The 26,403-nt window shown below is 58.3% G+C and carries 26 protein-coding genes; 10 read left to right on the forward strand and 16 right to left on the reverse strand.

All coding sequences use genetic code 11. The annotated features are described in order from the left end of the window. Positions 1 to 9 precede the first annotated feature (9 nt). Both dinB and fahA read right to left on the reverse strand, forming a co-directional pair. Entirely contained in the window at positions 10 to 1,347 is a 1,338-nt protein-coding gene (gene dinB / locus G518_RS34655) for a DNA polymerase IV (RefSeq protein ID WP_051236376.1), read from the reverse strand. Then, a complete protein-coding gene (gene fahA / locus G518_RS0110610) occupies positions 1,317 to 2,630 on the reverse strand; it encodes a fumarylacetoacetase (RefSeq protein ID WP_028602523.1) in 1,314 nt (437 codons plus the stop codon). Before fahA ends, dinB begins: the two co-directional genes overlap by 31 nt. 532 nt (positions 2,631 to 3,162) lie before the next feature. Here fahA and G518_RS34660 point away from each other — a divergent pair. After that, positions 3,163 to 4,980, forward strand: a complete 1,818-nt coding sequence (locus tag G518_RS34660; RefSeq protein WP_211231698.1) for a DEAD/DEAH box helicase — start codon at positions 3,163 to 3,165, stop codon at positions 4,978 to 4,980. 256 nt (positions 4,981 to 5,236) lie between these two features. On the opposite strand, the gene G518_RS0110620 is transcribed toward G518_RS34660, so the two are convergent. The 4 genes from G518_RS0110620 to G518_RS0110640 form a co-directional block, all read right to left on the reverse strand. Beyond that, positions 5,237 to 5,866, reverse strand: coding sequence for a LysE family translocator (locus G518_RS0110620; protein WP_028602524.1), 630 nt, complete (start codon positions 5,864 to 5,866; stop codon positions 5,237 to 5,239). A gap of 129 nt (positions 5,867 to 5,995) precedes the next feature. Then, on the reverse strand, positions 5,996 to 6,433 hold the full coding sequence (locus G518_RS0110630) for a GNAT family N-acetyltransferase (protein ID WP_028602525.1): 438 nt from the start codon (positions 6,431 to 6,433) through the stop codon (positions 5,996 to 5,998). A 248-nt stretch (positions 6,434 to 6,681) separates the two neighbouring features. Further along, positions 6,682 to 7,104 carry an SRPBCC family protein gene (locus G518_RS0110635; protein ID WP_028602526.1) on the reverse strand — a complete coding sequence of 141 codons (423 nt, stop codon included), beginning with the start codon at positions 7,102 to 7,104 and terminating at the stop codon, positions 6,682 to 6,684. Positions 7,105 to 7,262: 158 nt separating this feature from the next. Continuing rightward, a complete protein-coding gene (locus G518_RS0110640) occupies positions 7,263 to 7,835 on the reverse strand; it encodes a GNAT family N-acetyltransferase (protein ID WP_245597945.1) in 573 nt (190 codons plus the stop codon). Positions 7,836 to 7,947: 112 nt separating this feature from the next. Here G518_RS0110640 and G518_RS0110645 point away from each other — a divergent pair, with 112 nt between their 5' ends. Then, a complete protein-coding gene (locus G518_RS0110645) occupies positions 7,948 to 8,409 on the forward strand; it encodes a DUF5680 domain-containing protein (protein WP_028602528.1) in 462 nt (153 codons plus the stop codon). A 254-nt stretch (positions 8,410 to 8,663) separates the two neighbouring features. Here the strand turns inward: G518_RS0110645 and G518_RS0110650 are convergent, their stop codons facing one another. The 6 genes from G518_RS0110650 to G518_RS0110675 form a co-directional block, all read right to left on the reverse strand. Next, complete coding sequence (locus G518_RS0110650; RefSeq protein ID WP_028602529.1) at positions 8,664 to 9,149, reverse strand: ASCH domain-containing protein; 486 nt, start codon at positions 9,147 to 9,149, stop codon at positions 8,664 to 8,666. Between the two features lie 176 nt (positions 9,150 to 9,325). Continuing rightward, the gene (locus tag G518_RS0110655) at positions 9,326 to 9,757 is read right to left on the reverse strand and encodes a hypothetical protein (protein ID WP_028602530.1); all 432 of its coding nucleotides are present in this window, start codon (positions 9,755 to 9,757) and stop codon (positions 9,326 to 9,328) included. Positions 9,758 to 9,785: 28 nt separating this feature from the next. Further along, positions 9,786 to 11,036 (reverse strand): type II toxin-antitoxin system HipA family toxin, encoded by a 1,251-nt coding sequence (locus G518_RS0110660; RefSeq protein ID WP_028602531.1) that lies wholly within the window; start codon positions 11,034 to 11,036, stop codon positions 9,786 to 9,788. After that, positions 11,033 to 11,413: a helix-turn-helix domain-containing protein gene (locus tag G518_RS0110665; protein WP_028602532.1), complete on the reverse strand. Its 381-nt coding sequence runs from the start codon at positions 11,411 to 11,413 to the stop codon at positions 11,033 to 11,035. Before G518_RS0110665 ends, G518_RS0110660 begins: the two co-directional genes overlap by 4 nt. 131 nt (positions 11,414 to 11,544) lie before the next feature. Next, positions 11,545 to 12,969 (reverse strand): FAD-binding oxidoreductase, encoded by a 1,425-nt coding sequence (locus G518_RS0110670; RefSeq protein WP_028602533.1) that lies wholly within the window; start codon positions 12,967 to 12,969, stop codon positions 11,545 to 11,547. A 17-nt stretch (positions 12,970 to 12,986) separates the two neighbouring features. Beyond that, positions 12,987 to 13,403, reverse strand: a complete 417-nt coding sequence (locus tag G518_RS0110675) for a DUF2069 domain-containing protein (protein WP_028602534.1) — start codon at positions 13,401 to 13,403, stop codon at positions 12,987 to 12,989. A 162-nt stretch (positions 13,404 to 13,565) separates the two neighbouring features. Here G518_RS0110675 and G518_RS0110680 point away from each other — a divergent pair, with 162 nt between their 5' ends. Both G518_RS0110680 and G518_RS0110685 read left to right on the forward strand, forming a co-directional pair. Continuing rightward, positions 13,566 to 14,807: a YihY family inner membrane protein gene (locus G518_RS0110680; RefSeq protein ID WP_036594266.1), complete on the forward strand. Its 1,242-nt coding sequence runs from the start codon at positions 13,566 to 13,568 to the stop codon at positions 14,805 to 14,807. A gap of 365 nt (positions 14,808 to 15,172) precedes the next feature. Continuing rightward, a complete protein-coding gene (locus G518_RS0110685; protein ID WP_036594341.1) occupies positions 15,173 to 15,580 on the forward strand; it encodes a hypothetical protein in 408 nt (135 codons plus the stop codon). Between the two features lie 38 nt (positions 15,581 to 15,618). On the opposite strand, the gene G518_RS0110690 is transcribed toward G518_RS0110685, so the two are convergent. Continuing rightward, the gene (locus G518_RS0110690) at positions 15,619 to 16,578 is read right to left on the reverse strand and encodes a LysR family transcriptional regulator (RefSeq protein WP_028602537.1); all 960 of its coding nucleotides are present in this window, start codon (positions 16,576 to 16,578) and stop codon (positions 15,619 to 15,621) included. A 109-nt stretch (positions 16,579 to 16,687) separates the two neighbouring features. On the opposite strand from G518_RS0110690, the gene G518_RS0110695 reads away from it, so the two are divergent. Genes G518_RS0110695 through G518_RS0110705 form a run of 3 tightly spaced genes read left to right on the forward strand, consistent with a single transcriptional unit; the run spans position 16,688 to position 20,092 of the window. After that, positions 16,688 to 18,526, forward strand: a complete 1,839-nt coding sequence (locus tag G518_RS0110695) for a gamma-glutamyltransferase family protein (RefSeq protein WP_028602538.1) — start codon at positions 16,688 to 16,690, stop codon at positions 18,524 to 18,526. Positions 18,527 to 18,552: 26 nt separating this feature from the next. Next, complete coding sequence (locus G518_RS0110700) at positions 18,553 to 19,518, forward strand: Bug family tripartite tricarboxylate transporter substrate binding protein (protein WP_028602539.1); 966 nt, start codon at positions 18,553 to 18,555, stop codon at positions 19,516 to 19,518. Further along, positions 19,511 to 20,092 carry a hypothetical protein gene (locus tag G518_RS0110705; RefSeq protein WP_028602540.1) on the forward strand — a complete coding sequence of 194 codons (582 nt, stop codon included), beginning with the start codon at positions 19,511 to 19,513 and terminating at the stop codon, positions 20,090 to 20,092. The genes G518_RS0110700 and G518_RS0110705 overlap by 8 nt, the downstream gene beginning before the upstream one ends. A 102-nt stretch (positions 20,093 to 20,194) precedes the next feature. On the opposite strand, the gene G518_RS0110710 is transcribed toward G518_RS0110705, so the two are convergent. Both G518_RS0110710 and G518_RS0110715 read right to left on the reverse strand, forming a co-directional pair. Continuing rightward, positions 20,195 to 21,001: an alpha/beta fold hydrolase gene (locus tag G518_RS0110710; protein ID WP_028602541.1), complete on the reverse strand. Its 807-nt coding sequence runs from the start codon at positions 20,999 to 21,001 to the stop codon at positions 20,195 to 20,197. Between the two features lie 266 nt (positions 21,002 to 21,267). Next, positions 21,268 to 22,560 (reverse strand): O-acetylhomoserine aminocarboxypropyltransferase, encoded by a 1,293-nt coding sequence (locus G518_RS0110715; RefSeq protein WP_028602542.1) that lies wholly within the window; start codon positions 22,558 to 22,560, stop codon positions 21,268 to 21,270. Between the two features lie 103 nt (positions 22,561 to 22,663). Between G518_RS0110715 and G518_RS0110720 the strand changes: the two genes are divergently transcribed. From G518_RS0110720 to G518_RS39905, 3 genes are all read left to right on the forward strand, one after another. Continuing rightward, positions 22,664 to 23,113 carry a CBS domain-containing protein gene (locus G518_RS0110720; protein ID WP_028602543.1) on the forward strand — a complete coding sequence of 150 codons (450 nt, stop codon included), beginning with the start codon at positions 22,664 to 22,666 and terminating at the stop codon, positions 23,111 to 23,113. A gap of 119 nt (positions 23,114 to 23,232) precedes the next feature. Continuing rightward, a complete protein-coding gene (gene aroC / locus G518_RS0110725) occupies positions 23,233 to 24,318 on the forward strand; it encodes a chorismate synthase (RefSeq protein ID WP_028602544.1) in 1,086 nt (361 codons plus the stop codon). 28 nt (positions 24,319 to 24,346) lie between these two features. Continuing rightward, positions 24,347 to 25,708, forward strand: a complete 1,362-nt coding sequence (locus G518_RS39905) for a sensor histidine kinase (RefSeq protein WP_051236382.1) — start codon at positions 24,347 to 24,349, stop codon at positions 25,706 to 25,708. 59 nt (positions 25,709 to 25,767) lie between these two features. Here G518_RS39905 and G518_RS0110735 read toward each other — a convergent pair whose 3' ends face one another. Beyond that, positions 25,768 to 26,373, reverse strand: coding sequence for a response regulator transcription factor (locus tag G518_RS0110735; RefSeq protein WP_028602545.1), 606 nt, complete (start codon positions 26,371 to 26,373; stop codon positions 25,768 to 25,770). Positions 26,374 to 26,403: the final 30 nt, after the last annotated feature.

A 26,403-nucleotide genomic window follows, 5' to 3' on the forward strand; every position in this document is an offset into this window, starting at 1 on the left:
CCATGGTTATTAAAAGAGTTCTCCAGTGAGCGTATCGTGGCTTGCTGCTCTGAGCGCAGGTGCTGACACGTCGGTACCGGTTACTGATGGATTTTGTACAGACTGACCCGTGGAATCAATCTTCATCAGTGAGCCTACCCTCACACCCAGGAGGCGCAGGCGGCGAGAGAGATCGGCGCGCTTGAGGCACAGGCCCGCCACGCGGCGGATCAGCTTGGGATCAGCGGTATGGCTGTCGATGCTCTGGTCTCGCGTGACGATTTTGAAATCGTCGAAACGCAGCTTGATGCCAATGGTCTTGCCCACGTAGCCCTTCCTGGCCAGATCCCCGGCGACTTGTTCGCAGAGCCTGGTGAAAATGGCGCCCAAGGCCGCACGATCGTTCACTGCATGGAGATCTCGTTCGAACGTGGTCTCCCGGCTCATGCTCACGGGCTCGCTCTCGGTTACCACGGGACGGTTGTCTCGGCCATGAGCGGCGTGATGAAGCCAGGCTCCATAAACCTTGCCAAAAGTCGCCATGAGCCATGGGAGATCGCGTGTTGCCAACTCGCCAATCGTGTGTATGCCATGGCTTTGCAGGCGAGCATCTGCCTTGGGGCCAATGCCGTTGATCTTGCGGCAGGGCAGGGGCCAGATCATCGATTCAAGATCGCTTTCCTGCACGATGCTGATGCCATTCGGCTTGTTGAACTCGCTTGCCATCTTGGCGATGAGCTTGTTTGGCGCCACGCCAATGGAGCAGGTCAACCCTGTGACTTCAGCGATGCGTTTTTGAATCAAGCGCGCGAGCACGCGCCCACCTTCGCGCTGGCCGCCCGGCACGTCAGTGAAATCGATGTACACCTCATCTACGCCGCGGTCTTCCATCAGGGGGGCAATGTCCCGAATGGTTTCCTTGAAGAGGCGCGAATACTTGCGATATTGCTCAAAGTCGACGGGCAAAAGGATCGCTTGCGGACACAGTCGGGCCGCTTTCATCATTCCCATGGCCGAGCCAATGCCGAACTGGCGTGCGGGGTAGGTGGCGGTGGTGATCACGCCGCGGCCCACGTAATCGCGCAGCAGCGGAAAGAAATCGAGAGGAATTTCAGCGAGATGCTCGGACGTCCATTCGCGCTCCGGGTGCACTTCACTCAGCCGTGCAATGAGGTCATCTTCGCGCCGCCGCCCACCGCCAATCACCATAGGCAAGCCCCTGAGCTGCGGATAGCGCAGCCATTCAACGGACGCGTAGAACGCGTCCATGTCGAGATGGGCAATACGGCGGGAAGGCGCTGGCGGCACGGTTTGCTCCCGTGAATCCAGAATGGGGCTCAGGCTGATGGCAGCACGGTCCCAACGCATTCGCCAAAACCAATCCGCACTGTGCCGGGTTTTTCACACCAGCCGCGCAGGATCACAGTGTCGCCATCTTCCAACCAGGTCCGGCTCTCGCCGTTGGATAGTTGAACAGGGTTCTTGCCGCCTGAGGTCAGCTCGATCAGCGCGCAGGCCTGGTCCAGGGTAGGGCCGGACAGGGTGCCCGTACCAAGCAGATCGCCGGGTTGCAGGTTACAGCCGTTCACAGTGTGGTGTGTCACCAATTGGCCTGCGGTCCAATAAGCATGGCGGTAGTTGGTGAGCGTGAGGCGGGCGGGCGCAGCCTTCGCATTGCGCATCTGAGATGTTTCTATCAGGGCTTCAAGCTGGATGTCCAGGCCGCCCTCCGCGCTGTTGGCAGCGCCGCTGAGGTAGGGCAAGGGTTGCGGGTCATCAGCGGGGTGCGCGAACGACGTACGGAAGGGCGCCAGTGCTTCCATCGTCACGATCCAGGGCGAGATGGTCGAAGCGAAGCTCTTGGAAAGGAAAGGGCCGAGCGGCTGATACTCCCAAGCCTGAATGTCCCTTGCTGACCAGTCGTTGAACAAAACCAAACCAAAGATATGTGACTCAGCCTGTTCAATAGGAACGGATTCGCCCAATTCGTTGCCTTGACCTACAAAGATGCCCATTTCAAGTTCAATGTCCAAGCGTGCGCATGGCTTGACTTGCGGCGCATCGGCATCTGGTGATTTGAGCTGTCCGCGAGGTCGCTTGAAGGACTGTCCCGAGATGCCGATGCTGGACGAGCGTCCGTGGTAGCCAATCGGCACCCATTTGTAATTTGGCAGCAGCGGGTTGTCTGGGCGGAACTGCTTGCCGATATTGGTCGCGTGATGGATTGAGGTGTAGAAATCGGTGTAGTCGCCAATGCTTGCCGGCAGCGCATATTCCGCCTGGGATTGGGGAACCAACCCGGCCTTGATCGCGGCTTCGTCTTTGGAGCCGGCTCGCAAGGCCTTTGAAAGGGCTTTGCGCAGGTGCGAAACCTTCCCGGCGCCTAGCGCCATCAGGTGATTGAGCGTGGGTTCAGCGGCGGCTTGAGCCGCTGGGAGCGCATCGCCCTCGAAAATCCCCGCCTGAAGGGCGGCGGCCATATCCACGATCTGATCGCCAATGGCGACGCCACCCCGCCAGGCTTCTTGTGTTCCTTGGCGGCGGAACACGGCAAATGGAAGATTCTGGATTGGAAAATCCGTCCTGCCGTCGTTCGCTGATAGAACCCAGCTGGTGAGGGCGGGGTCGTGCGTTTCGTTGATTTTTGCCATGAAGCCTCCTGAGCGCAAGAAAATTCGAGATGGTGAGGATGGTACCCGCCCCAGTTATCGGTGTCGGTTCACAGGGCATTCATGAGCAATGCGGATTTCACCCGCGCCGCTGAAGGAGGCTCGTTCTTTCGTGAGGGCGGGAATACCCTGCTCCGAAAGCCTTTATTTCAAGCAATTTTTGTGGTGCATTGCAGCAATTGCAATTTACAGTGATAATAGAGGGCTTCGCGGTTGACCTTTTGGCAACGCGTTGTAGATACATCTCCCCTCTCGCACGCTGTCACGGGCCTATCAGGCCGAGTTGACTCAAAGGTGAAGAATCGGGATTCGGCTGAAAATTTCAAAAGCCGTCTCTTTTGTTTCTCACCCGGCGTTACGCCGTTTCTTTTGCTTGCCGCGTTGTTGGATGGTTGGTGTTTTTTAAACCCCGGGCGTATTTTTTGCCCGACCATTTGACATGCGCGTTGGCGCGACCCTGCCAGAGCTTTAATCGCCAGGCCGGTTCCGCTGCTGCATGCCGGAAAGAAACATGATGGACTCCTTTGATCATTTGACGGCACTGCCGTCCCAAGAGACTACAGCTTCGGAACTGATTGCGTTGCTGACTCAGCAGCCCGTGGTTTCGGAAGTTGACGCGTCTGCTTCTACGCCAGCCGTTCCTAAAGTGAACGCTTTTGCGGCCATGGGCCTTGCACCAGAGTTGGTGCAAGCTGTCACCGACATGGGCTTCACTGAACCCACTACCGTACAAGCTCGCGCCATTCCGCTCGCGCTTCCAACGGATGCTAAAAACATCGCCGATCTGATGGTTTCCAGCCAGACCGGCAGCGGCAAGACTGCAGCTTTTCTGCTGCCAGTGCTGCATACACTGCTTACTGCTCAGCAAAGCGAGTACGAGCGCGAAAAAGCCGATTGGGATGCCAAAGTGGCTGAAGCCCTGGAGCGTGGGGAGCCTGCTCCCAAACGTGCGCGTCGTAAAGACCCTACCAGCTCGCGTAACTTCAAGCCCGCTGTACCCGGCGCGCTGATTCTTTGCCCCACGCGTGAACTGGCGCAACAAGTGTGCGCTGATGCCATTGACCTGGTTCGCCATTGCCGTGGCCTGCGTGTGGCCAACATTGTGGGCGGTATGCCTTACCAACTGCAGATTGCCAAGCTGCAAAACGCTGACCTCGTGGTAGCGACCCCTGGCCGTCTTCTGGATCTGCAACGCTCCGGCCAGATCAAGCTTGATGAAGTGCGCTTCCTGGTGGTCGACGAAGCTGACCGCATGTTGGATCTCGGCTTCTCGGACGATCTTGCTGAAGTCAACAATCTGACTGCCCAGCGCCAGCAGACCATGATGTTCTCGGCCACGTTTGCGCCGCGCATCCAGCAACTGGCCATGCGCGTGATGCATGACGGCGGTTCACGCCTGCAGCGCATTCAGATTGATTCTCCGCGCGAAGCACATGCCAATATTCGTCAGGAACTGTACTGGGCAGATAGCCCTGAGCACAAGCGTCGCCTGCTTGACTACTGGCTGCGCGATCCTGGCATCAACCAAGCCATCGTCTTTGCCTGCACGCAAATTGAATGCGAGCAATTGGCTGAAGAGCTGCAACAAGCTAACTTTGCAGCGGTTTCCCTGCATGGCGCCCTGAGCCAGGCTGTTCGCAACCGCCGCCTGAGCGCCCTGCGCGATGGCCGGGTACAAATCCTGGTGGCCACTGACGTAGCCGCACGCGGTATTGACGTACCTACCGTGACGCACGTGTTCAACTTTGGCCTGCCCATGAAGGCAGAGGATTACACCCACCGTATCGGCCGTACCGGACGCGCTGGCCGTGATGGCTTGGCTATCACTTTGGCGGAGATTCGTGATCGTCGTCGCTTGGCCGATATCGAGGCCTATACGCAACAACCTTTCCGTCCTCTCACGATCGACGGACTGGAGCCAACCAAGTCCTTCCCTGCCGTGACCGGCCCGAAAGAATACGGCCGTGGTGGCAAGCCAGCTGGTCGGGGTCGTCGTCCTGGCGGCCGTGAAAGCTTCGGTGGCCGTGACAGCTTTGGCGGCGGTGGCCGCGAAGGCTTTGGCGGTGGTGGTGGCCGTGAAGGCTTTGGTGGCCCACGTGGAGGTGACTCCCGCGGTCCGCGCCAATTCAAGCCTGAAGGTACATTCGATCGCAGCGAGCGCGGTGCAGCTCCCCGCCGCGCTGAGGGCGGCGGTAACTTCGGCAAGCCAGCTCATGGTCAGCCTATGGCACGCGTGAAGGCCACAACGTTTGGCCAGAACCGCAAACCTGCCGCGCCTCGCGGCCATGGTGCACCTGCAGCGCGCACTGCAAAGCCATATTCACCACGCTAATCAGACCAGCGCTGATTAAAAAAGCGGGAGCACGAAAGTGCTCCCGCTTTTTTTGTGCATCCAGCAGAGTCGCAGCAGTGAGGTGCGACTCCTTTCGCGAGCTGATCACGGAGAGCGAAGCGAACCTATCGCGGCCTGACTGAATGCAGTCCGATCCATTGTGGCTCGACGTAGCTACATGAACGCAATCGAGTGTGGAGAAGATGTGGAGGCGCAGCCGGAAGTAGACCCAAGCTTTTACCCGACAGGCTAGGTCTTACTGCTTGCGACCCAGCGCAAGAATGGAAAGGCCAGCAGCGAAGAATGTGATTCCTGCACCGACGTTGGCCGCCGCTATAGCCTTGGGCCGGCGCTCAAGCCATGCAGAGAGTTTTGTCGCCAACCCGCCCAACACTGTGAAAACCACGGCAGTGACGACGGCAAAGATGGCGCCGTAAACGAGCATCTGCGTTTGCACGGACCCACGCGAGGCTGAAACGAATTGCGGAATAAAGGCCACCACGAACAACCCCGGCTTTGGGTTTAGAACGTTCGACAGCAACCCTGTCATGAAAACGCGGCTGAGGGGCTGGCGGTCAGAAGGGCTCAACGAGATAAGACTGCGAGCAGTGATGGCTTTGTAACCCAACCACAACAGATACGCGGCACCGGCCACTTTGATCAACCAGAACGCCAAGGGAGATGACTGCAGCACCAAGGCCAATCCGAGCGTAGCGGCTATTGAATGCACCATGATTCCAAGACCCGCACCGACCGACGAAGCGGCCGCTGCAGACCAGCCTTGGCTGAGGCCACGGCTGATAGCCAAGATATTGTCGGGGCCAGGGGCTGCCACGACCAGCAGGACAGCAGCAAAGTACGCGATGAGAATGTCAAAAGGGAACATGGAGACCTTCCGAGCGAGTAAGCCGCACGCTGAAGATTGCTGCTTGGCGTGCGTCCATTGTGCCTCTAAGCTTCTGGGTATCCGCCATCAGTTCTTAGGCGAGGATCGGATCGGCTACAAACCAGTCGCCTAAAGGCTTGGTGCGGCCAATGTCTTCTTCATGTGAATCAAACCGAAGCCTTTGATGTAGTCATCGAGACGCGCATACTCTTCGTAGCCCTGCTTGAGATAGAAATCGCGGGCTTGCCATTCAAATGTCTCTAGCGCGGCGCATTTGGCGCCAATATCTCTCGCCTTGGTTTCAGCTGATTCAAGCAGGCTAGAGCCCACGCCGATTTGTCGCACGCTGTCATCTACGAACAGCAGGTCGATGCGAAACCAGTCCAGAAAAACGAATCCGCGCAGCCCACCAATCAAGTCGCCCCCGCTGCTCTTCGCGCTAACCCAGATAGGCTGCACTTCACCGTATTCGCCCACGAACTGATAGTTGAATTGGCGCATCCGGCGCCCCAACTCACCCGAGCGAACTTCCTCGACCGATGGGGTGTAGATCTCAAATGGCTTCATGGGTTGAATGCTCGTTTTAGCCGAGATGCTGTCTCAAGATACCCAAGTCCAAAAAATTCATGAACATGTTTTTAGACCGCACTGCGCACATCAGTGTGATAGACGACCCGAAATCGTTCACGGGCGAGCAGCATCTCGCTACTGAACTTGCGCCCAGACCGCTCGCACTCCCTCTGGTGAAGTAGTTGAGGTGCGACTCTCGCCAGTAGTCCAAAGCGCATCTTTGGGCCGTCTCCTGGACCGAGGGCTTAAGCAGCATTCGTCCCCTCGGCGAGTGCCTTCAGGTTGCGGAGCGTGACCGGAAGGCCTGAGTTCAGTTGCTTGGCCAGCATTGAACCTAGAACAAAGGACAGCAAACCTGAGAATGTAACTCTGTGGACGACCTCTGTCGCTCCTGACACTGGGATGAGTTCGTGCTCGAATTTCATACGAAACAGCGGAATCTTCGAATCGACCGTGAAGCACCTTCCGGGCACCACTTGAGTCAGAACCATTGGAACGGCCATGCCTTTGGGGGGTGTGATTCGGCCGCGGCAGCCGACACGAAATGGACCGTCAAGAAAGGCTTGCTTCGTGTCAGGGTCCCACGTGTGCCAGTTTTGGACATTCTCGTATATCCGGAAGATTGTTTCCGGGGGCGCAGCGATTACGATTCGGTGTTCAACTTGCATTGAAAATTTTCAGATAGAGGAAGATGACATGCGCGGCCTAACGCAAAATATAGACCCGCATGCTATGCGGTCTAGGCTTGGCGCTGAAAATTTGGATGGGTACTGCCGCTCAACATATTTCGCTTCATGCCTGATTGGTTCGTACCACTAGATCGGGCTTAGGGTGAGGCAGACCCAACAGTGAGGCTCATCGGCTGTACCAAGAGGCTAGAGCTTTCACGCAGCGGCTCCGTAGCTCCGGCGGGGCGAAAGCCACATGCCAGATACAAGCCCATCGCTGGTGTTTCTGCTGAGGTGACACACAAACAAACCCGACGCGCGCCGACGCGTTCGGCCCAATCGATGGCCGCTTTTAGTAGGGCGCGTCCCGCTCCTTTTCCGCGCGATGCGGGATCAACCCACATCTGGAATACGTTCGCAACCATCGGCTCGCCGGCCGACAACTTGCACCACACGAGACCACAAACGTTCTCGCGATGGCGTGCAAAAAGAACGCAGTCCTGACCTGAGGACGCCGCTGCAGCGATCCTGGCCGCCCAGATGGCGTCCGTTCTATCGACCTCTTCTTCATAGGTACTGCCAAAGGCATTCGGAGAATCAAGCAGTGCCTGAAGGCGCACATCCCGATAGGTTCGCCATTCATTCGGTTCTGTTGGTCGAATAGAAATCACAACACAACTTTTAGTTGAAAACACTTCCAAACCGGCTTTTACGCCTGTCAAAATGGCCACCAGGGAAGGCAGCTTCTGGCCGACTGTAGCATCGCTAATGTGAGTCGCGAGCGCCAGACATGATCTGCGTGGCGATTCGGTCAACCTCACGTTAAGGCACTAGGAAAACACGATGCCAAGCTCTCTTACCCAGTTTCTACACGCTGCTAAGCTGGTCACTTATGCTGGGCAGGATAACTCCGCGTCCGTCGAGCCTCTTCTTCCATCAACCAAGCAATTCGAGTTCGCGGAGGGAGACTTTCTGTATCGAGATATCTACGCTGGCATGGGATTTTTCGTCGGACAGGAGCTTGTCTACGACCTCAAACGCCCAGTCTGGTCAATGGCCTATGCTGGAGGCCTCACGGCAGAGATCGGTGCATCGGCTCCCGAGATCTACAGATTTCTGAGGAACGCTCTATGCAAATGTCCACCCGATCTACCGGTTCGTGGTCCCGGCGCCTTCCAAGTCGCAGACTTTGCCTATGCTTGTGAGATTCAAGGTTCCTTGGATCGTTTCGGTGGGCGCGAGCAAGTCATGCTCGCTGGCACCAAGGTGTACGAGCTCCAGTTCTCAGGTGGCTTTATCCGGTGAAGCTGGGGGAGTGGGGTTGGCCAGACACCTGAGATCAAACAATACTAAGAGGTCACCGCCGCTCGCCGAGCCGAGCAAAGATTCCTGAGTTCGCTGGAAGGAACTGATTGAGCGGCACGCCAGAGCGGCCACTATTCAGAATGCTGTGCGGCGGCCACGGGCTAACAGCGGTCCGTGAGTGAATTCCAAAGTAGGCGCGCTTAACCGTAGAGCTGAGCGGGTGACCACGCCAAGCGCTCCGCTTGAGCGATGGGTTAGGCCGCACTGCGCACATCGGGAGGATAGACGACCCGAAACCGTTCACAGGCGAGCAGCATCTCACCACTGAATTTGCGCCCGGAGCGCTCGCACTCCCTGGTGAAATAATTAAGGTGCGCCTCCCGCCAGTAGTCCAGAGAGCCATCGCCTTCTCCCTCAGTTGCCGCGAACTCTTCTGTGACATCATCGAATGGGACGATATCGACTTGTACCGTTTCGATAATGCACAGCGGTACATTGTTTGAGTCGGTTACGACGCTGAGGTCACCCGGCTTCGGCACGCCTTGACCTGATGACTCGTACGACCAGACTGATCCTGCAGTCGCTCGCTTGATGCCTGCCAGCACGAGTTGTCCAAGATCATCGACCATTGAAGGCGAGTCTCCAAACCCGAAAGCCTCATAGAACCGGTCTTCTTCAATGCCTCCAGCTTCCGCGGCGAATGCGGACCACATGGTCTGTACGTGAGTTGGGATGGGCATGGTGGATGTTTCTGTGCGAGCTAACGGCTCAATGATGTCGACTTTTGCTAGTAGGCTGCGTCTGTTGTGAACCTTGCGACGCTGCTCTGGCTACCAGAGAGCAATTGCCCATTGTTAGCGTTGAGGTGCAGCCCGGCGTTCACCACAGGACAGAGCGCTGAATGGCGGGTTAGACGTCACAGTACCGGCCATTGCAAGACAAGGCCGTAGATGTGAACCAGCCCAATAACAAGGCATATGCCAGAAGACACAAGCCAGAAGACTTGAGAGTTCTCGGGAAAGGCCGGCTTGAGGAGTGGAAATGCGACTGCGCGGGATAAGTACACCGTGCTGATGGCGAGGAGCACAAACTTGACGAGTGGTAAGCCACCCATGATGCCAGCTCCTGCCAACGCGTAGGCAGACCAGACCAGGAGCACAGCTGTGACGCCCAGAGTGACGAGAGTAGGCCGAAGTTTCCCAGCCTCCACGGCGCGCGCCATCTTCTCGCCTGCGCCCATGAAGCGATACGCTGGCGCACCCCATAGGATGCAGGCCAGGTGAGCAACTGCCGCTGCGGCGCTGAGTGCTGCGCCTATGACGAGCGCTTGAGCTCCGGAAATGATCATGGCGAATTCTGTATGATGCCCAACATTTTTAAGACGTGAACGCCTTCCGTTGCTGGAGCAGGAACGGCCGATCGATCTGGCCGGCCAGGGATTCAATGTCTGCCGCCGCCACGCCCACGAGCGCGAAGTGTTCTTTCCACCCTGCTACGGCCGCGCTGACTTGACGCACCTCTGCTATGGCTTCATCCCGCTTCAAGCCGAACTGCCTGTACTCCGATAGCGCGTTTTCCAGAGTCGCATCCGCCGCATGCGCACCCACCCGCATTTGCTGGTAGCCCAGCGCTTGGCCTGACGGCAATACGTCGAAAGCGGGCGAGAGTTCGTATTCGCCGCTGTCTGCCATCAGCAGTGCGTGGTTCTTCTCGTGGTCGTCGGTGTTGTCGATCAAAATGTTGAAGACCATGCGCCGAAATAGTTCGCGCATTTGTGCGAGGTGCAGCCCACCCGTCGTGATCCCGCGCCGACGCAGCCATTGTCCCAGCTCTGGATATCCTAGAGACTCACCGGCAGCCTTGAGCGCTACGTTGGCTGAAAGCGCGTGCCTGCGCAGGCCACCCGCCTCGCGGTCGAAGCGCTGGACGGCGACTGCGTGGCCGTGGCTCAGTTTCACGGGCAGCGTACGTGCGGCGCGAATGCCGGCTTGCACGGCTAGCGTCATCGCGGCGTGTTCTACCAGCGGAGTGTCGATAGGTTCGCCGGGTTCGTTGAATTTCAATACCCAGGGATGGCCATCCAACTCCAGCAAGGCCTTAGGGCGGGCGCCGCCCAGCGTGGTTCCGGGAGTGATGAGTCTGCGCTTGGCTTCTTCCACGGGCTCGCCCGAAAGGATCTGGTGAACTAGTGCCTCCACCTCTCCCGCCTGTGCAAGCTGGGGCAGCGGGCCGGTATCGCGTGCCAAGTATTTGCTGGCGGAGACGGACACTCCCAGGGCGCCGAAGCGCTGGTCTCCAGCAAAAAAAAGGAAATCCAGCACCGCCAGACGTGGTGGCTTGTCCAGTGCGCGGATGACGCGCTCGCCCCAACGGTCTGGACGCGCGTCATCGACTGCTCCCGCTGCGGTTTCTTTTTCATGAGGAAAAAATTCCCCCTCAACCAGGGGAAGATCTTCGCTTAGTGGGAAGCCGGATGTAAGCCACTGCGGCGCATAGACCAGTGACACACCCTTGCGCGAGCGCGCCGTTCGTAGTTCGCCGATGAGGCGGGGGGCAGAGGGATTGGCCAGCCACCATAGGTAAAGCACGTCGCCGGGCTGGTAATGCCTGAGGTCGAAGGGGGTCATGGCTTGCCGTTCTCGCTGTCTGCGTCCTGGGCTGCCACAGTGGCATAAAGCGATGGCCGCTTGCGTACCGAACGTGTTTTCGCTGCGCGCACTGAATCTTCCAGCGCACCCAAGTCGAATTCGGGAGAAGCGCACTCCGGCAAAGCCTGCGCGCGGCCCATCAGCCACAGGGCGGTGGCGTAGACACCCATGGAGACACTGGGATCGCCCTTTTCCATGCGCATGAGCGTGGGCTCGGATACGCCAATGCGCTGGGCCCACGAGGCGAGCGGCTCGCGCCGGCGTTTGCGCGCAATGCTGAGGTTCTCCCCCAGCGCGCGTAAATGAGTCAGCACGGCAGAGGGCATAGCATCAATGGCTGGAGAGCGTTTTGGCATGATATATATGTTAGATCATCTAATGAAATACCAACATATATATTTGTTTAAGGCCGATTAACTTCTCTTTTTGAGCTGAAATGGCTTGTGCACGAATCCCTAAGGCTAAAGCCAGTACGGCAGCGAAAACCTTAGATACGAGTACTGAGCACCCGTCCCGGATTCATGATGGAGTCAGGGTCCAGGGCCTTTTTGATGGCGTGCATCATGTTCAGGGCTACGGGTGATTTGTAGTCGGGCAGTTTCTCAACTTTCAAGCTGCCAATGCCGTGCTCGGCGCTGATGGAGCCTTCATGCTTCGCCACGGAATCGAACACCACGGTGTTGATTCGATCTTCATATTTGAGCAGGAACTCTCGTGCATCACCGCCTTCGGGTGTTTGCACGTTGTAGTGCAGATTGCCATCGCCCAGGTGGCCGAAATCGACCAGGCGTACTCCAGGAATTTCGCGCATCAGCGCTGCATCGGTCTCCTCCACGAAGGCAGGAATGCGCGATATAGGTACGCTGATGTCCTGCTTGATATTCAGACCTTCTTCGGCCTGCGCCATCGGAATGCTCTCGCGGATATGCCGAAGGGTGCTGGCTTGAGCCAAGCTTTCTGCAACTATGGCATCGGCAACGCAGCCAGCCTCCAGCGCTGCTTCGAGCAGGCCTTCAAACTGCGTGCGGGCATGTTCCTCGCTCTCGTGATCGGAGTTTTCCACCAGCACGCACCAGGGGTATTCGCGCCAAAAAGGTACGCGCAATTGGGGGAGGTGCTTGTCGACCAGGCTCAAGGCGAACTGGTTCATCACCTCAAAACCCGTCAAGCCTGCGCCCAGGTGCTTGTGCGCCAGTCCTAGTAGATCCACCGCTGCCTGCATCGAAGGCACCGCCGCCCACGCGGTAAGGCGTGCCGCTGGCAGAGGGTACAGCTTCATGGTGGCCGCAGTGATGATGCCCAGGGTGCCTTCGCTGCCGATGAACAGATCGCGCAGGTCATAGCCCGTGTTGTCTTTGCGCAAGCCAGTGAGGCCGTTCCATATTTCGCCCTGGGCTGTGACTACTTCAAGGCCAAGGCATAGCTCGCGCGCATTGCCGTAGCGAACCACCTGGGTGCCGCCAGCGTTGGTGCCCAGGTTGCCACCGATGGTGCAGCTGCCTTCCGCAGCCAGGCTCAAGGGGAACAGGAAGCCGGCGGCTTCTGCGGTAGTCTGAAGGTTTTGCAGGATGCAGCCGGCTTCTACGGTGATGGTCAGGTTGGCTGGATCCATGGCGCGAACCTTATCCAGGCGCCTCAAGCTGAGCACCACTTGTGATCCGCTCGTGTCTGGCACCGCACCCACTGCCAGCCCCGTGTTTCCTCCCTGGGGCACGATGCTGGCGCCATGCTTTGCGCAGGCACGCACCACGGCTGCCACCTGCTCGGTATCAGCTGGGCGAACCACCGCCAGGGCGTTACCTTCTGCGCGCTTGCGCCAATCGCGCGTGTAAGCGCTCAGGTCACCATCGGTCAACACATGCGCAGCGCCAACGATGTCACGCAGGGTCTTTAGAAGATCGGAATAGTTCATTGCGGTGTCTCTTTTAATCATGAGCTTGCGGCGGCGGAGGCGGCGCGTTTAGCGTGCTTTTGCCGCAAGCGTACGTGCAGCGTGCAGGCTGTGAACAGTGCGGCGCAAAGCAGCACTTGCAACAGCGCCAGCTTATCTCCAGGTGGGCGATCTCCACTGGCGCGCACGATCCCTTCGGTCATGTAGAGCCATACGAAGAGAGATGTCCAGCGATAGGTATACATGCGGTTTCGCAGTAAACCCGGCAAAGGCAAGACCAGCGGCAATGCCTTCAGCACCAGCCAGGAACCTCCGGGGCGCAGCGGTGCCAACCAGAGTTCCCAGGCCAGTACGAGCACAATCAACGCTAACAGGGTGGATACAGCGATCACCCTTGTCCAGCGGACGTCAGGAGGCGCCTGAGCTGGCGAGGAAGCAGGGGGAGAGATAGGCATGGGCGGTGACATCCAGGAGATCTTAGGAGAGTGGGCGGTCAGACCGGGGCATATAGCGCTCTCCTCTGTCAATCGAAGGTCAGCGAAGAGCTCAATTGAGGCTTCGCGTGACTTTCATGAAGATCACAAGCGGTCAACTTCCGTTTCTAGGATGATACTGGTATGAAGTTGCAGGCTTTGAGAGCGCGCGCGCACGAATTTATTACGGGGATCACCGATTTTCCGGTGCTTCCCACGGCCGCCACCTTGTGGCAGCGCTTTCAGCAGGACAGGCTGGGTCTTACGGCCAGTTCGCTTACTTTCACTTCTACGCTTGCGTTGGTACCGTTTTTCGCCATCGTGCTTTCGGTCTTCACCGCGTTTCCGCTGTTCGCGGAGCTCAAGGCCGCCTTGGAGCAGTGGCTGATCGAGAGCCTGATTCCGGCGAGCATCGCCAGCAACGTGATGGACTATCTCACGCAGTTTGCGGGCAAGGCGAGTGAGCTGGGTGTAGCAGGTGGTATAGGTTTTCTTATCACCGCGCTCATGCTGGTGCTCACGATAGACCACACCTTGAATGACATCTGGCGGGTGACCAGTCACAGGCCGTTGGGCCAACGCGTGCTGGTGTACTGGGCTGTGCTCACCTTAGCCCCGCTGGTGATGGGCGGAAGCCTGGCGATCACCTCCTACGTGGTCACTCGTTCGCGAGGGGTCTTGCCCGACCTGCCAGGTGGCCTGAATTTCTTGCTTGATAGCGCTCAGTTTTTCCTGATGGCCGGCGGCCTGGCGCTTCTTTATCGGTTCGTTCCCAATACCCCGGTGAAATGGAAACATGCCTTGGCTGGGGGCCTGTTCGTGGCCGTGTGCATTGGTTTGGTCAAGCAAATTATGGGTTGGTATTTGTCCCGCATACCCACCTATTCGTTGATCTACGGCACCTTCGCCGCGGTGCCAATTTTGCTGCTGTGGATTTACCTGTGCTGGTTAATTGTTTTGTTCGGTGCGGTCATCGCCGCCTATTTGCCAAGCCTTATCTCAGGCGTGGCGAGGCGTGGCGGCGGGCCCGGTTGGGAGTTTCAGCTGGGCTGCGAGGTGCTCAGGGCGCTACACGGAGCGCGAGACTTAAGTGCAAAGGGAATGACTCTGCCGCAACTAGCTCAGAGCCTGAGGGTGGACACCCTGCAACTCAGCCCCGTGCTTGAAGCATTGCAATCACTCGACTGGGTGGGCGCGCTCGCGACGCTGAGAGAGAACGAGGAGCCTCGCTATGTGCTGCTTGCCAATCCAGAGCGCACCCCACTTGCGCCGCTCATGGAGCGCCTGTTGCTGGTGCCCGACGAGGGACTTAAATCCTGGTGGTGCAATGAGGGTGTCGCTGCCCTGACGTTGAACGACATTCTCCAGTCACCACCCGCCAGATAAATTTGCGTGTTTGCCGTTTAGTGTGAACACGCCCGCGTTTCCAGGGGCTGAGAAAGACGCGTTTCTCTCACGATGTTCCGCATCCCAAGGCAAACAATCCAGGCAAAAATAAGCTGCCAAATGGCGTAGAACAGGTAGCTCGAAAACGTGTGAACCAGTAGAACCACAGAGGGTCGTCTACGGCACGATCAGCCAGAAAACCGATGATATTAGTCGCCACGAGCCAGATGACCAAGCAGTAAAAAAAAGACCTTGGTGTGGCGGGCAGGAGCCATGCAAAGTGACGTGACGCAAGTTTAGAGCCTTATCATTTGCGGCTTCCTGGACGTATCCATGCCATCCTCTTCACCATCTCTCCCATCACTATGATCCTGTTGAACGCCGACGAAGCGGTACCCGTTCCTCCCACATCGGAGCAGCTGGAAGTCCGCGTGGAAGAGCTACAGGAGCAGCTGGAGGGTCTGCAGGCCATCCTCGCCAAACCTTTGAACGAAATCCTTGCCGACACGGACAAGTCGAAGGAGGCTGCAGCAGCCTGGGATGCTTACAGCGCGATGTGGATGTTGTCGCAACGTGCGATGCGGCGCGTGGCGTTGGACCTGGCGGAGCAGCAGGGCGTGAGCGAGGCCGAGGTGGTGGCGCGGGCCATGACCTTTGCCAACGAGGTCCTCAATGGCGACGGGGTGGACCTCGGCGGCACGATTGCCGCGCCGCATATGGAGCACATTGCGCGCCACAAACCTTTTCTGCGAAAGCAATTCCGAAAAAGTTAAACGGGTTCCACTAGATCACTACCTCGTGGGGGCACCGTTCACCCTGCTTGCAAGACCGCCAACAGGGCGTCCCGTAGCGCGACAATGCGATCAGACTTTGGGGAGCCTCTGAGCCAGGCCAATCCCACAGGCGGCAATGAAGAGGGCAATACATACGGCAATATCTCAGCGGCGCCACCAACGCAAACCGCTTGCGCGATATCGTCCGGAAGAATCGTGATGCCTCGCGGGAGTGTGCGCAAGGCTGAAGCCACCGTGCGTACTGCGTACGCTTCCAATGCTGGAACCGGCAGTTTGCGGCCTGCGGCAGTAAAAATGGCTTCGATCATGTGGCCGATCGGTGTTCCAGCGGGTGGAAAAATCCAGTCCATTTCATGTAGCCGTGCAACGTCCAATTCCGAATACCGCGTGAGTAAGGCCGCACTTTGACGCGCCACCACCAGACGAGCCCGCTGGTGATAGAGCAGCACATGCTCAATATCGTCACCGGAATCACCGCTGTCCGGCGAGAAGCGGCATATGGCGCAATCCAGAGTGCGGGCGCGTAGCGCCGCCAGCAGTGGCCCGGTCACATCTTCGGTAGCGGTCATGCTGACCCGTGGACGCAGCGACAACAGATGCGCCCACGCTGCGTCAAGCACACGGGTGGAGGCATAAGGAATAAAACCCAGGCGTAGCCTGCCCTGGAACCCAGCTTGCACGCTCTCAAGCTCACCTAACAGCGCCTGACTTTCCGAGATCGCGTGCGCTGCCCGGGCTATGACCACTTTACCCGCTGCCGTGGGCTCCAAACCTCTGCCAGTGCGGAAAAAAAGCGGAGTTCGAAAGACAGCTTCAATGTCTGCAAGTGAGCGCGTCACCGACGGCTGGCTGATACCCAGGGTCTCGGCCACACGAGTGACGGATCGGAGCTGATCAAGGGCGACCAGGAGACGGTAGTGGCGAACCTTGATACGCGACTCAACTGCGTTTTGTATGAGGAGGCTAGGGTTATCCACGACTGTGAAATAGCACTTAGTGTATGAGTCGATGCGAATTCATTGCCATTAGTCTATTTCAAAAGCGTACAGTTGAAGGACAAAAGGACCAGCCACTTACTGGCATCAAATGAGCGAATTCACCACACGGCCGGAGATTTCCGGCACCTTCGGCGTCGTATCTTCAACTCATTGGCTCGCCTCGCAGGCGGCCATGGGTGTTCTTGAACGTGGGGGCAACGCCTATGACGCGGCCGTTGCCGGTGGGTTTGTGTTGCAGGTTGTGGAACCTCATTTGAACGGCCCAGGCGGCGAAGTCCCTATCTTGCTTTGGAGCGAACGTTTGGGCAAAACGCTGGCGATCAATGGTCAGGGCGTGGCTCCGATGGAGGCTACGGTTGAGGTTTTTCGGCGCATGGGGTTTGAGCAAGTGCCAGGCATCGGTTTATTGCCTGCTACTGTGCCCGGCGCATTCGGTGCCTGGATGACTTTGCTGCGTGAGCACGGGACGTGGTCTTTGGCCGACGTATTGGCTCCTGCCATTCGATATGCACGGGACGGGTTTCCGCTGATTCCGCGCGCAGTGCAAGCCATCTATGCAGTCCAGGAGCTTTTTCGCACGCAATGGACCAGCTCAGCCGATACATGGTTGCCGGGCGGCCGCGTACCCGTGCCTGGGGAGCTTTTCCAGATGCCTCAATTGGCAAAAACCTATGAACGCATCGTTCAAGAGGCGCAGGCAAGCAGCGAAGATCGGACCACCCAAATCGACGCAGCGATCGAAATTTGGTACCGGGGCTTCGTAGCGCGGGAGATAGATCTTTACTACCGGAGCGCCAAAGTGCAAGACACCAGTGGCGAGCTCCACGGTGGTCTGCTGCGCTACGAGGACATGGCTGCATGGTCCCCAACAGTGGAGTCACCTCTGACGGTTGACTTTGGCCGCTATACGCTGGCCAAGTGTGGGTACTGGAGCCAGGGGCCTGCCTTTCTTCAGCAGATTGGAATGCTGCGTCACGCGGGCTTGGAACAGTTTGCACCTGGCACCGCAGGTTTTGTCCACCGCATCGCCGAGGCCGCCAAACTCGCCATGGCCGACCGCTTGGCTTGGTATGGCGTGGCGCCCGGCGCGAACACTGAAGTGCAGATGGCGCTGCTGTCGGACGAGTATTTAAGTGCACGCTGGGCCGAAATTGGCGAAATAGCCTCTAACGAACTGCGTCCTGGTAATCCGCTCGGCCGGAGCGCTCGGTTGCCCGACCTGGACGTAGCTCGCCGCACATTGCTGACCGCTGACACCCGATTCGGCATTGGCGAGCCCACATTCGCGACGCTGCCACCTGTCTCTCAATGGGCAGAGCGCGAAGTGTTCGTCGGGGACACCTGTCACATAGACGTGATCGACCGGCATGGCAACATGGCCGCTGCCACACCTTCGGGCGGATGGCTTTCCTCCAGTCCAACGGTGCCGGCTTTGGGGTTTGCGATCAACACGCGGCTGCAAATGACCTGGATGGACGATGGTCTGCCCAACAGCCTGACGCCAGGGGTCGCCCCTTGCACGACCTTGTCACCGTCGCTGGCGCTGCGAGACGGCGAGCCTTACATGGTCTTTGGCACACCTGGAGGCGATCAGCAGGATCAGTGGTCGCCCGCATTCTTTCTTCGTCATGCCGTTCACGGCATGAATCTCCAGGAGGCTATTGATGCGCCCGCCTGGCACGTCGATCATTTCCCCGCTTCATTCTGGCCGCGACAAACTCGCTTGAACCAACTGACGCTCGAATCACGGTTCATGCCCTCGGAAATCGATGAGCTCCGGCGAGCTGGGCATGAGGTCAAGGTTGGCCCGGACTGGTCAGAGAGCCGCATGTCTGCATGCAGCAGAGAGCGTGACTCGCGTGGCCGCCTTCTGTTGCGTGCTGCGGCTAATCCGCGTGGCATGCAGGGCTATGCCGTAGGGCGTTGAACCGTTTTTTTCCTTGGAGTAAACCCATGACTTTCATCCGCCTGAGACATTTCCTCGGTGCTTTGCTGCTCGGAGCTGCCAGCATCGCAACAGCAGCGTATCCTGAAAAGCCCATTACTCTCATAGTTCCCTGGGCGCCGGGCGGATCCACGGACATTCTTGCGCGCGCACTCGCCGAACAGCTCGCCAAATCGCTTGGTCAACCTGTGATTGTCGACAACCGGGCCGGTGCGTCTGGCAACATCGGCTCAAACATGGTGGCCAAAGCGCGTCCTGACGGCTACACGTTGTTGGTGGGGTCAATGAGCACGCACGCGATGAACCCGGCATTGATGGAGAGCATGCCCTTCAAGGGTGTTGAGGACTTCACGCCGATCGCTCAACTGGCAAACGTCGTCAACACATTCGTCGTGAGCAACTCCGTGCCGGCGAAGAACGTCCGCGAACTCATCGCCTACGCCAAGGCCAACCCCGGAAAGCTCAATTACGCCAGCGCCGGTGCCGGCTCAACGAATCACCTCAGCGCCGTGTTTTTTGAACGCGCTGCCGGCGTGCGCATGACCCACATTCCTTATAAGGGGGGTGCTCCGGCTGTAGTGGATACCGTGGCCGACCAGACTCAAGTGCTGTTCTCCGCAGGCACCCAAACGCTTCCCCACGTCAAGGCTGGAAAACTCAAGCTGCTCGCTGTGACGGAGGCCAAGCGTTCCGTTCTGCTGCCGGAAATACCCACTGTGGCTGAAACATTACCGGGCTATGAGCTCGGAGTTTGGTATGGCTTCTTCGGCCCGGCACGCATGCCTAAAGATCTGGTCGATCGCCTCAACGCCGCAGCAAACGCTGCCATGGCAGATCCGAATGTGAAAGTCCGGATGGACAGCATGGGCGTGGAGGTGACTAACGCGACGGCTGCGGAGTTTGCTGCCACTTTGCGTAGCGATGCCGACCGTTACGGCAAGATTATTCGCGAGCTCGGGATCAAGAATGAGTGACTCTGAACGAGGTGAAGTCCTTGTTAGTCTGCCTGCAGACGCATTCTCTGTCTTGTGCGAGCGCTTGCCCAGAGCTGAAGGTTTTGATGACTCCATGGGCCTTGCAGAGCGCTTTCGTCAAACGGTGTTAGGCGACGGGCTGATGACAGTTAATCGCGTTCATGCGGCTTCGGAGCGAGATGTGCTTTTGCAGCGTATCTGGTCTTCCAGGCCCCAGGAATATCCTGTCGGTGGAACGAAGCTCAAGTCCATGACGAACTGGACTCGGCAACTGCTGCTGCGTGGCGAGCTTTTCATCGGCGAGGGCCTGGGTGCGCTGCAAGACGTTTTCGATGACGCTCAATTGATTACATCCATGGGTCTGCGGGCAGTCATGAATGTACCTTTGGTGCGGCAGGATGGCAGTTGCTTCGCGACCTTCAATGTGCTCGGTACACGGGAACGTTGGACCACTGGAGACCAGGTCGTGATTAGGCTCCTTGCTGAACTGATGCGACCTCAGGCGGCCGGTTACTTGGCGGATATGGCGGCCTCTGCGCGCAGTCATCAGAAGGCCATGTCTACGCATTCGTGATACGCGGAGTGCAAATACCGTTCAGAAGATTCCATCACCCGGTGGCAGGGTCGAGAAGTCGCTAACTCCTGCCAACCGCGGTTTCCACGTTTTTGATGGGAGTCACTCCAACAGAAATTCCCGCAGCGCGAACAGCACCTCATCCGGCGCTTCAGTCATGAGCGAATGCCCGGCATTCACCTCTGTGATCTTGGCCAGCCTTGCATGGGCGGCCAGCGCCTTGGCGGACTTGGGTGGTGTCATCTGATCGTTCCGGCCAATCAGAAAAAGGGTAGGGCAGTGCACCGCCGCCATGGCCTGCTCGCCACCGGAATAGCTGTCGCATGCCTTGAAGCCCGTGTAGAACACATTGGTCTTAGAGTTGCTGGCCAGCATTCGCCGCATCAGGGCGCGAGAGCCGCCGTACAGCCATGAGCCGGGGCCGAAGGCTGAGGGGGGTGGCGCCAGCATTGAGTGCGAAAACTGATTGACCATGGCAATCGCCTTTTCCGGTGCCTTCACAGAGCTTTCCAGCAGAGCAGGCGAGACCTTCATTGGGCAGGCTGCGCCGGCCATGACCAGATGGCTGACGTGAGCAGGGGCACGTGCCGCTGTTTCCAGCGCAATCAGCGAGCCGAAGCTGTGACCCACCAGTGCCGCCTGGTTGAGGCCCGCCGCTGCAAGCAGGGCAATGATGGTGTCGGCAGCTTCCTCCACCGTGGTGGGTGGCTCGCCACCGCTTTTACCCTGGCCCGGCAGATCGATGGCCAGCACGTTCCAGCCATGATTGGCCATATATCGGCTTTGCAGGATCCAGACGCTGTGATCGTTCAGCACCCCATGGATGAAAACAACCGTGGGCTGCGCGGCGTTGAACGCCTTGCCACCTGTGTAAGCGTAGATTTTGTGTCCGTTGACGGTTAGAAACATATCAATTTTCTCCAGCGCCAAGCGCCCTTAGATGCGCTGCCGACCCTCACCCCAGCCCTCTCCCGCAGGCGGGAGAGGGAGCGGGAGCAGAAGCCAACTGCAGCGCATGAAATGTGATCCAGTCGTACCCCTACCGCGCGAGCAAGAAAGGGCGTAAAAATCGGAAGGTCGCGGAGCAGACCATGCGGGTGTAGCCGCGGAGCTGGCTTTGCCAGGCCGCTGGCTGCGTCCCCCTTGGGGGAAGGCGCGACAGCGACTCAGGGGGGTCATGTTTTTAGAGCGCGTTTCAAGTCTTCTATCAGGTCATCAGCGTCTTCGAGCCCAATAGAAAGCCGGATCGTGCCGGGGCCGATGCCTGCGCCTGCCAGGGCGTCGTCGCTCATCCTGAAGTGCGTGGTGCTGGCAGGGTGGATGACCAAGCTGCGGCAGTCGCCTACGTTGGCCAGATGGCTGAAGATTTTGAGTTGCTCGATGAAGCGCTTGCCTTGCTCCCTTGAACCCTTGATATCGAAGCTGAAGACGCTGCCCGCGCCTTTGGCACCATGCTTGAGCAGCCGCTCAGCCAATGCGTGGCTCGGGTGCGATGCGAGCATAGGATGGCGAACGGTGGAGACGAAAGGATGCTCGGACAGAAATTGCACCACTTTCTCTGTGTTGGACAGGTGCTTTTCCATGCGAAGCGGCAGGGTTTCGATGCCTTGCAGGATCAGCCAGGCCGAATGGGGGCTGAGGCACGCGCCGAAATCACGCAGACCTTCACGCCGCGCTCGCAGAAGGAAGGCGCCCACGGTGCTCTCTTCGGTGAACACCATGTTGTGAAAACCGTCATAGGGGGCCGTGAGTTCTGCGAATTTCCCGCTGGCGTCCCAGTCGAAAGAGCCGCCATCTACGACGATGCCGCCGATCACAGTGCCATGGCCGCTCAGGAATTTGGTGGCGGAGTGGTAGACCAGGTCCGCGCCGTGATCGAACGGTTTGAGCAGGTAGGGCGTTGTGAACGTGGAGTCCACCAGAAGGGGGACGCCGGCCTCATGTGCGATGGCAGAGACGGTAGGGATGTCGAGCACATCCAGACCGGGGTTGCCCACGGTTTCGCCAAACAGAAGTTTGGTATTGGGCCGGATGGCGGCTTTCCAGCCGTCCATATCGCCTGGTTTGACGAAGGTGGTTTCGATGCCGAAGCGCCGCATTGTGAAATGCAGCAGGTTCTGGCTTCCTCCGTAGAGCGCCGTACTGGCCACGATATGGCTACCGGCGCCCATCAGCGTGGCGATGGTCAGGTGCAACGCCGCCTGGCCGCTGGAGGTGGTGATGGCGCCTATACCGCCTTCGAGCGCCGCGACGCGTTGCTCAAGCACCGCGTTCGTTGGGTTGCTAAGGCGGCTGTAGACGTGGCCCGAGCGTTCGAGGTTGAACAGCGCCGCCGCATGGTCGCTGGATTCGAAAACGAAGGAAGTGGTGAGGTGGATCGGTACCGCGCGCGCGCCTGTGGCCGCATCGGGTGCGGCACCGGCGTGAATGGCGAGGGTATCGAAGCCGGGATCGGCGTAGCCGGGCATGCAAAGCTCTCCTGCTGAATTTTGTTACCGGCCGCTGGTGGCCGTGCGTCATTGTGGGCTATATTTGTTCAAACGTGATCATTGGTGCTGGAAGGAGAAGAGCATGAGAGTCAGCGACATCTTGCGCGTAAAGGGCGGCGCGTTGTATACCGTCACGCCCGACGAGCCTTTGGCCAATGCAATCAGTGTGATGTCAGAAAAAGACATTGGCTCGCTGGTGGTGATGGAGCATGGCGATTTGGTGGGCATGCTCACCTTCCGGGAGATCATCCTGGCATTGGCCAGAACCAATGGGCATCTGGGCGATCTTCCCGTGCGCACCAGCATGGACGACCATCCGCTCACGTGCACGCTGGAAACAGACATGGACGAGGTGCGCCGCATGATGCTCGACCGTCACGCACGCTATATGCCTGTGATGGACAAAAAAATGCTGATGGGCGTGATCAGCTTCTACGACGTCGCCAAGGCCGTGGTGGACAGCCAGAATTTCGAGAATCAGATGCTCAAGGCGTATATCCGCGATTGGCCAGAGGACGCAGCCCGTCCTTGAGGTGATTCGGTCTAAGAAGGTGCTCCTAAGGTCAATGAACACCTTCTGAAAGGCGAGTTTTCGGCAAGATGGGCCCTGGTTCCATCAAGACGTCGTTACACGCGAGATAATCGCCACCTATGAGTGGCAATACCTTCGGCTCCCTTTTCGCAGTTACAAACTTCGGTGAATCCCATGGCCCGGCCATTGGATGCGTGATAGATGGCTGTCCGCCCGGCATGGCGCTGGCGGAGAGTGATATCCAGCCGGATCTCGATCGACGCCGGCCCGGCACCTCCAAGTTCGTGACCCAACGCAACGAGGCGGATACGGTTGAAATCCTTTCTGGCGTTTACGAAGGCCTGACTACGGGCACACCTATTTGCTTGCTGATTCGCAATACTGATCAGCGCAGCAAGGATTACGGCGAGATCGCCCAGACTTTCCGCCCAGGCCATGCGGATTACACCTATTGGCGCAAATATGGCGTTCGAGACCCTCGTGGCGGTGGGCGCTCATCCGCTCGGTTGACTGCGCCTACGGTGGCCGCTGGCGCGGTGGCTAAAAAGTGGCTGTACGAGAAATACGGCACCGTATTTCGTGGCTGCATGACTCAGGTCGGAGATTTGACGATCGGTTTCGAGGATTGGGCGCACGTCGAAAACAATCCGTTTTTTGCTCCGGTGGCTGATGTTTCCTCCATCGAGGAATACATGAACGTCCTGCGAAAATCCGGCGATTCCTGCGGCGCACGGCTGCGCGTGATGGCTGAAAAAGTGCCCGTTGGCCTGGGAGAGCCGCTTTATGACAGGTTGGATGCGGACATCGGCAAGGCCATGATGGGCTTGAATGCCGTGAAGGGCGTGGAAATCGGAGATGGCTTTGCCAGCGTCGCTCACCGGGGCAGCATGCACGGCGATTCACTGATGCCTGGCGGCGGCTTTGCCTCCAACCATGATGGCGGTGTGCTTGGCGGTATCAGCACCGGCCAAAACCTGGAGGTGGCCATTGCCATCAAGCCCACCAGCTCAATCCTGGTGCCACGCCAATCCATCAACACTTCCGGGCAACCCGTAGAGCTGATTACCAAGGGGCGACACGATCCTTGTGTGGGCATCCGCGCCACACCGATTGCCCAGGCGCTGCTCGCGCTGGTGGTGATGGAGCATGCCTTGCGTCAGCGCGCTCAATGCGGTGATGTCGTTGTGCCTGCGGGTTTTGAGTAACTCGCATCCAGCGAAGGCTTCAGCGCCAATGAGCCTAGCCGATACCCTGGTTCTGCCTTCAGAGGCGCAATGGGTTGAGGCGGCGGAATACGGCATGCTCGTCGAAGGGGGGCGCACCACGCAAGCGGCCGCCCTGCTGGTGATCGGCTTGCTGTGCGCCTTGCTGTATTGGTATGTACCCGTTTGGCAGCTCGTTCTATGGGCCACAGCCGCCCTGACGGTATCGGCTTTCAGGCACGTTTTTTGCCGCCATTTCGCCAAGCTCGCTGAAACGCATTCCATAGAAGTCCAGTTGGACTTTGTGCGGCGCTACAACTGGATTTGGCCTTTATATGGCGCCACCTGGATCAGCTGTGCGTTGCTGCTGCTGGAGCGCTTACCACCCAGATTGGAGGCCGTTTGCTGGATGCTGGTGGCAGGTGTTTGCGGGGCGGGCGTCTTGTGGATGTCTGCCCATCTGAAGACGGCTCGGCTGTTCGTATTTGCGGCCATTGTGTGCCTGGCCGTGAGCATAGGCCTTCACCATCTGTTCGATTGGCATGCGGTTCATAGCGAAGGCAGTTTCTGGTTTTCCGGCCTCCTTCTGATTTTTCTGTTGACGCTGCTGCACGTTGCCAACAAACAGCACAAGGTGTTTGCGAGCAGAATTGAGCTGAGCTATCAGAACGCGCGCTTGATCTATTCGCTGCGCCAGCAGGCGAGTGCCTTGCAGGAAGCGATTAAATTCAAGGACCGGTTCCTGGCAGGCGCTGCGCATGATCTCAAACAACCTGTCAATGCGCTCGGTATCTACGCGGAATGGCTCAGCAAAGAGCCTGAGCTGAGCCCCGAAATCAGCCCCAAGATCCTCCAGGCGACGACCGCCATCAATACGCTGTTCGACTCGATGTTCGATTTTGTCAAACTCGATGCGGGGCAGTTTCGAATTGAGCAGCAGCAGGTCAATGTCCCAAGGCTGCTGTCGGATCTGGAGGCTCAATTCCACCCCATGGCTTCTCAGCGCAAACTTAAGCTGCGCATACGGCCATCGCCCGTGGCAACGTTTCGAAGCGACCCAGCCATATTGCAACGTATTCTGGGGAATTTGCTGGCTAATGCCATTCGCTATACGCGCCAGGGCGGCATCCTGTTGGCTGTACGCCGTGAACCGCAGGCCTTGCGGTTTGAGGTGTGGGATACAGGTATTGGTATGCGCCCAGAGGAGCTTTCGCGCATATTCGGCGAGTTCTACAAGGTAGAGACTGCCGGCACTGAAGAGGGGTTTGGCCTGGGTTTGGCCATTGTGAAGCGGTTGTCAGACCTTATGGGCTACAGCGTGAGCGTTCGCTCGCGCCAGCACCGTGGCTCCGTGTTCTGTGTACGTGTGCCGCTGGTGGAGGCTGATGAGTAAAAGACAAAGGGGCTGCATGCCTGTCTGGCATGCAGCCCCTTTAGATCGTGAACAGACTCTTAAAAACCGAGCATGCCGTTCAAGCGTGCGAAGTGCAGGGTCTGTGTACGGCTCTTGACGCCCAGGCGCCGGAACAGGCGCCACAGATGCACCTTGACGGTATGTTCGCTGATACCTAAGCGTTCAGCGATATCACGATTGGACAGACCCTCATCCAGCATGATGATGAGCTGTTTTTGCCGTTTGGTCAGCTTGGTGGGGCCGCCGGCTTCGCCATCTTCTGACTCACCGTCTTGACCTTCGGGCTGCATCATCGCGCGCAGAGTGGCCGCAATTTCGCCTGCCCCGCTGGATTTTTCGATGTAGACATCAGCGCCAGCTTCCCGGCACCACTCTTCAACGTCTGCCGCTGGCGTGGCTGATATCACCGCCAGGGGCACGGCAGGATAGGTGGCCTTCAATACTTTGACACCGGAAATGCCTACCGTATCAGGCAGCTTCAGGTCAAGGCAAAAAATTTCTGGTGCGCCACGAAGGGCGACGGCTTCGTCCAGATCTGATAATTGCGAAAGCTCCACTACTTCGGAGCCCGGCCGTACCCGACGCAACACCATCACAATGGCATCGCGCATCAGCGGGTGGTCGTCGATTACATAGATAGCCAAGATGTACTCCCGAACAGGTGTTGTTCTAAT

The organism is Ottowia thiooxydans DSM 14619 (assembly GCF_000422885.1).
In the GTDB taxonomy this organism is placed as follows: domain Bacteria; phylum Pseudomonadota; class Gammaproteobacteria; order Burkholderiales; family Burkholderiaceae_C; genus Ottowia; species Ottowia thiooxydans.

What these genes read in the sequence shown, in the direction of transcription:
- dinB (WP_051236376.1), bottom strand. Translation starts at nt 1,347, where the DNA reads ATGCGTTGGGACCGTGCTGCCATCAGCCTGAGCCCCATTCTGGATTCA.
- fahA (WP_028602523.1), bottom strand. Translation starts at nt 2,630, where the DNA reads ATGGCAAAAATCAACGAAACGCACGACCCCGCCCTCACCAGCTGGGTT.
- G518_RS34660 (WP_211231698.1), top strand. Translation starts at nt 3,163, where the DNA reads ATGGACTCCTTTGATCATTTGACGGCACTGCCGTCCCAAGAGACTACA.
- G518_RS0110620 (WP_028602524.1), bottom strand. Translation starts at nt 5,866, where the DNA reads ATGTTCCCTTTTGACATTCTCATCGCGTACTTTGCTGCTGTCCTGCTG.
- G518_RS0110630 (WP_028602525.1), bottom strand. Translation starts at nt 6,433, where the DNA reads ATGAAGCCATTTGAGATCTACACCCCATCGGTCGAGGAAGTTCGCTCG.
- G518_RS0110635 (WP_028602526.1), bottom strand. Translation starts at nt 7,104, where the DNA reads ATGCAAGTTGAACACCGAATCGTAATCGCTGCGCCCCCGGAAACAATC.
- G518_RS0110645 (WP_028602528.1), top strand. Translation starts at nt 7,948, where the DNA reads ATGCCAAGCTCTCTTACCCAGTTTCTACACGCTGCTAAGCTGGTCACT.
- G518_RS0110650 (WP_028602529.1), bottom strand. Translation starts at nt 9,149, where the DNA reads ATGCCCATCCCAACTCACGTACAGACCATGTGGTCCGCATTCGCCGCG.
- G518_RS0110655 (WP_028602530.1), bottom strand. Translation starts at nt 9,757, where the DNA reads ATGATCATTTCCGGAGCTCAAGCGCTCGTCATAGGCGCAGCACTCAGC.
- G518_RS0110660 (WP_028602531.1), bottom strand. Translation starts at nt 11,036, where the DNA reads ATGACCCCCTTCGACCTCAGGCATTACCAGCCCGGCGACGTGCTTTAC.
- G518_RS0110665 (WP_028602532.1), bottom strand. Translation starts at nt 11,413, where the DNA reads ATGCCAAAACGCTCTCCAGCCATTGATGCTATGCCCTCTGCCGTGCTG.
- G518_RS0110670 (WP_028602533.1), bottom strand. Translation starts at nt 12,969, where the DNA reads ATGAACTATTCCGATCTTCTAAAGACCCTGCGTGACATCGTTGGCGCT.
- G518_RS0110675 (WP_028602534.1), bottom strand. Translation starts at nt 13,403, where the DNA reads ATGCCTATCTCTCCCCCTGCTTCCTCGCCAGCTCAGGCGCCTCCTGAC.
- G518_RS0110680 (WP_036594266.1), top strand. Translation starts at nt 13,566, where the DNA reads ATGAAGTTGCAGGCTTTGAGAGCGCGCGCGCACGAATTTATTACGGGG.
- G518_RS0110685 (WP_036594341.1), top strand. Translation starts at nt 15,173, where the DNA reads ATGATCCTGTTGAACGCCGACGAAGCGGTACCCGTTCCTCCCACATCG.
- G518_RS0110695 (WP_028602538.1), top strand. Translation starts at nt 16,688, where the DNA reads ATGAGCGAATTCACCACACGGCCGGAGATTTCCGGCACCTTCGGCGTC.
- G518_RS0110700 (WP_028602539.1), top strand. Translation starts at nt 18,553, where the DNA reads ATGACTTTCATCCGCCTGAGACATTTCCTCGGTGCTTTGCTGCTCGGA.
- G518_RS0110705 (WP_028602540.1), top strand. Translation starts at nt 19,511, where the DNA reads ATGAGTGACTCTGAACGAGGTGAAGTCCTTGTTAGTCTGCCTGCAGAC.
- G518_RS0110710 (WP_028602541.1), bottom strand. Translation starts at nt 21,001, where the DNA reads ATGTTTCTAACCGTCAACGGACACAAAATCTACGCTTACACAGGTGGC.
- G518_RS0110715 (WP_028602542.1), bottom strand. Translation starts at nt 22,560, where the DNA reads ATGCCCGGCTACGCCGATCCCGGCTTCGATACCCTCGCCATTCACGCC.
- G518_RS0110720 (WP_028602543.1), top strand. Translation starts at nt 22,664, where the DNA reads ATGAGAGTCAGCGACATCTTGCGCGTAAAGGGCGGCGCGTTGTATACC.
- aroC (WP_028602544.1), top strand. Translation starts at nt 23,233, where the DNA reads ATGAGTGGCAATACCTTCGGCTCCCTTTTCGCAGTTACAAACTTCGGT.
- G518_RS39905 (WP_051236382.1), top strand. Translation starts at nt 24,347, where the DNA reads ATGAGCCTAGCCGATACCCTGGTTCTGCCTTCAGAGGCGCAATGGGTT.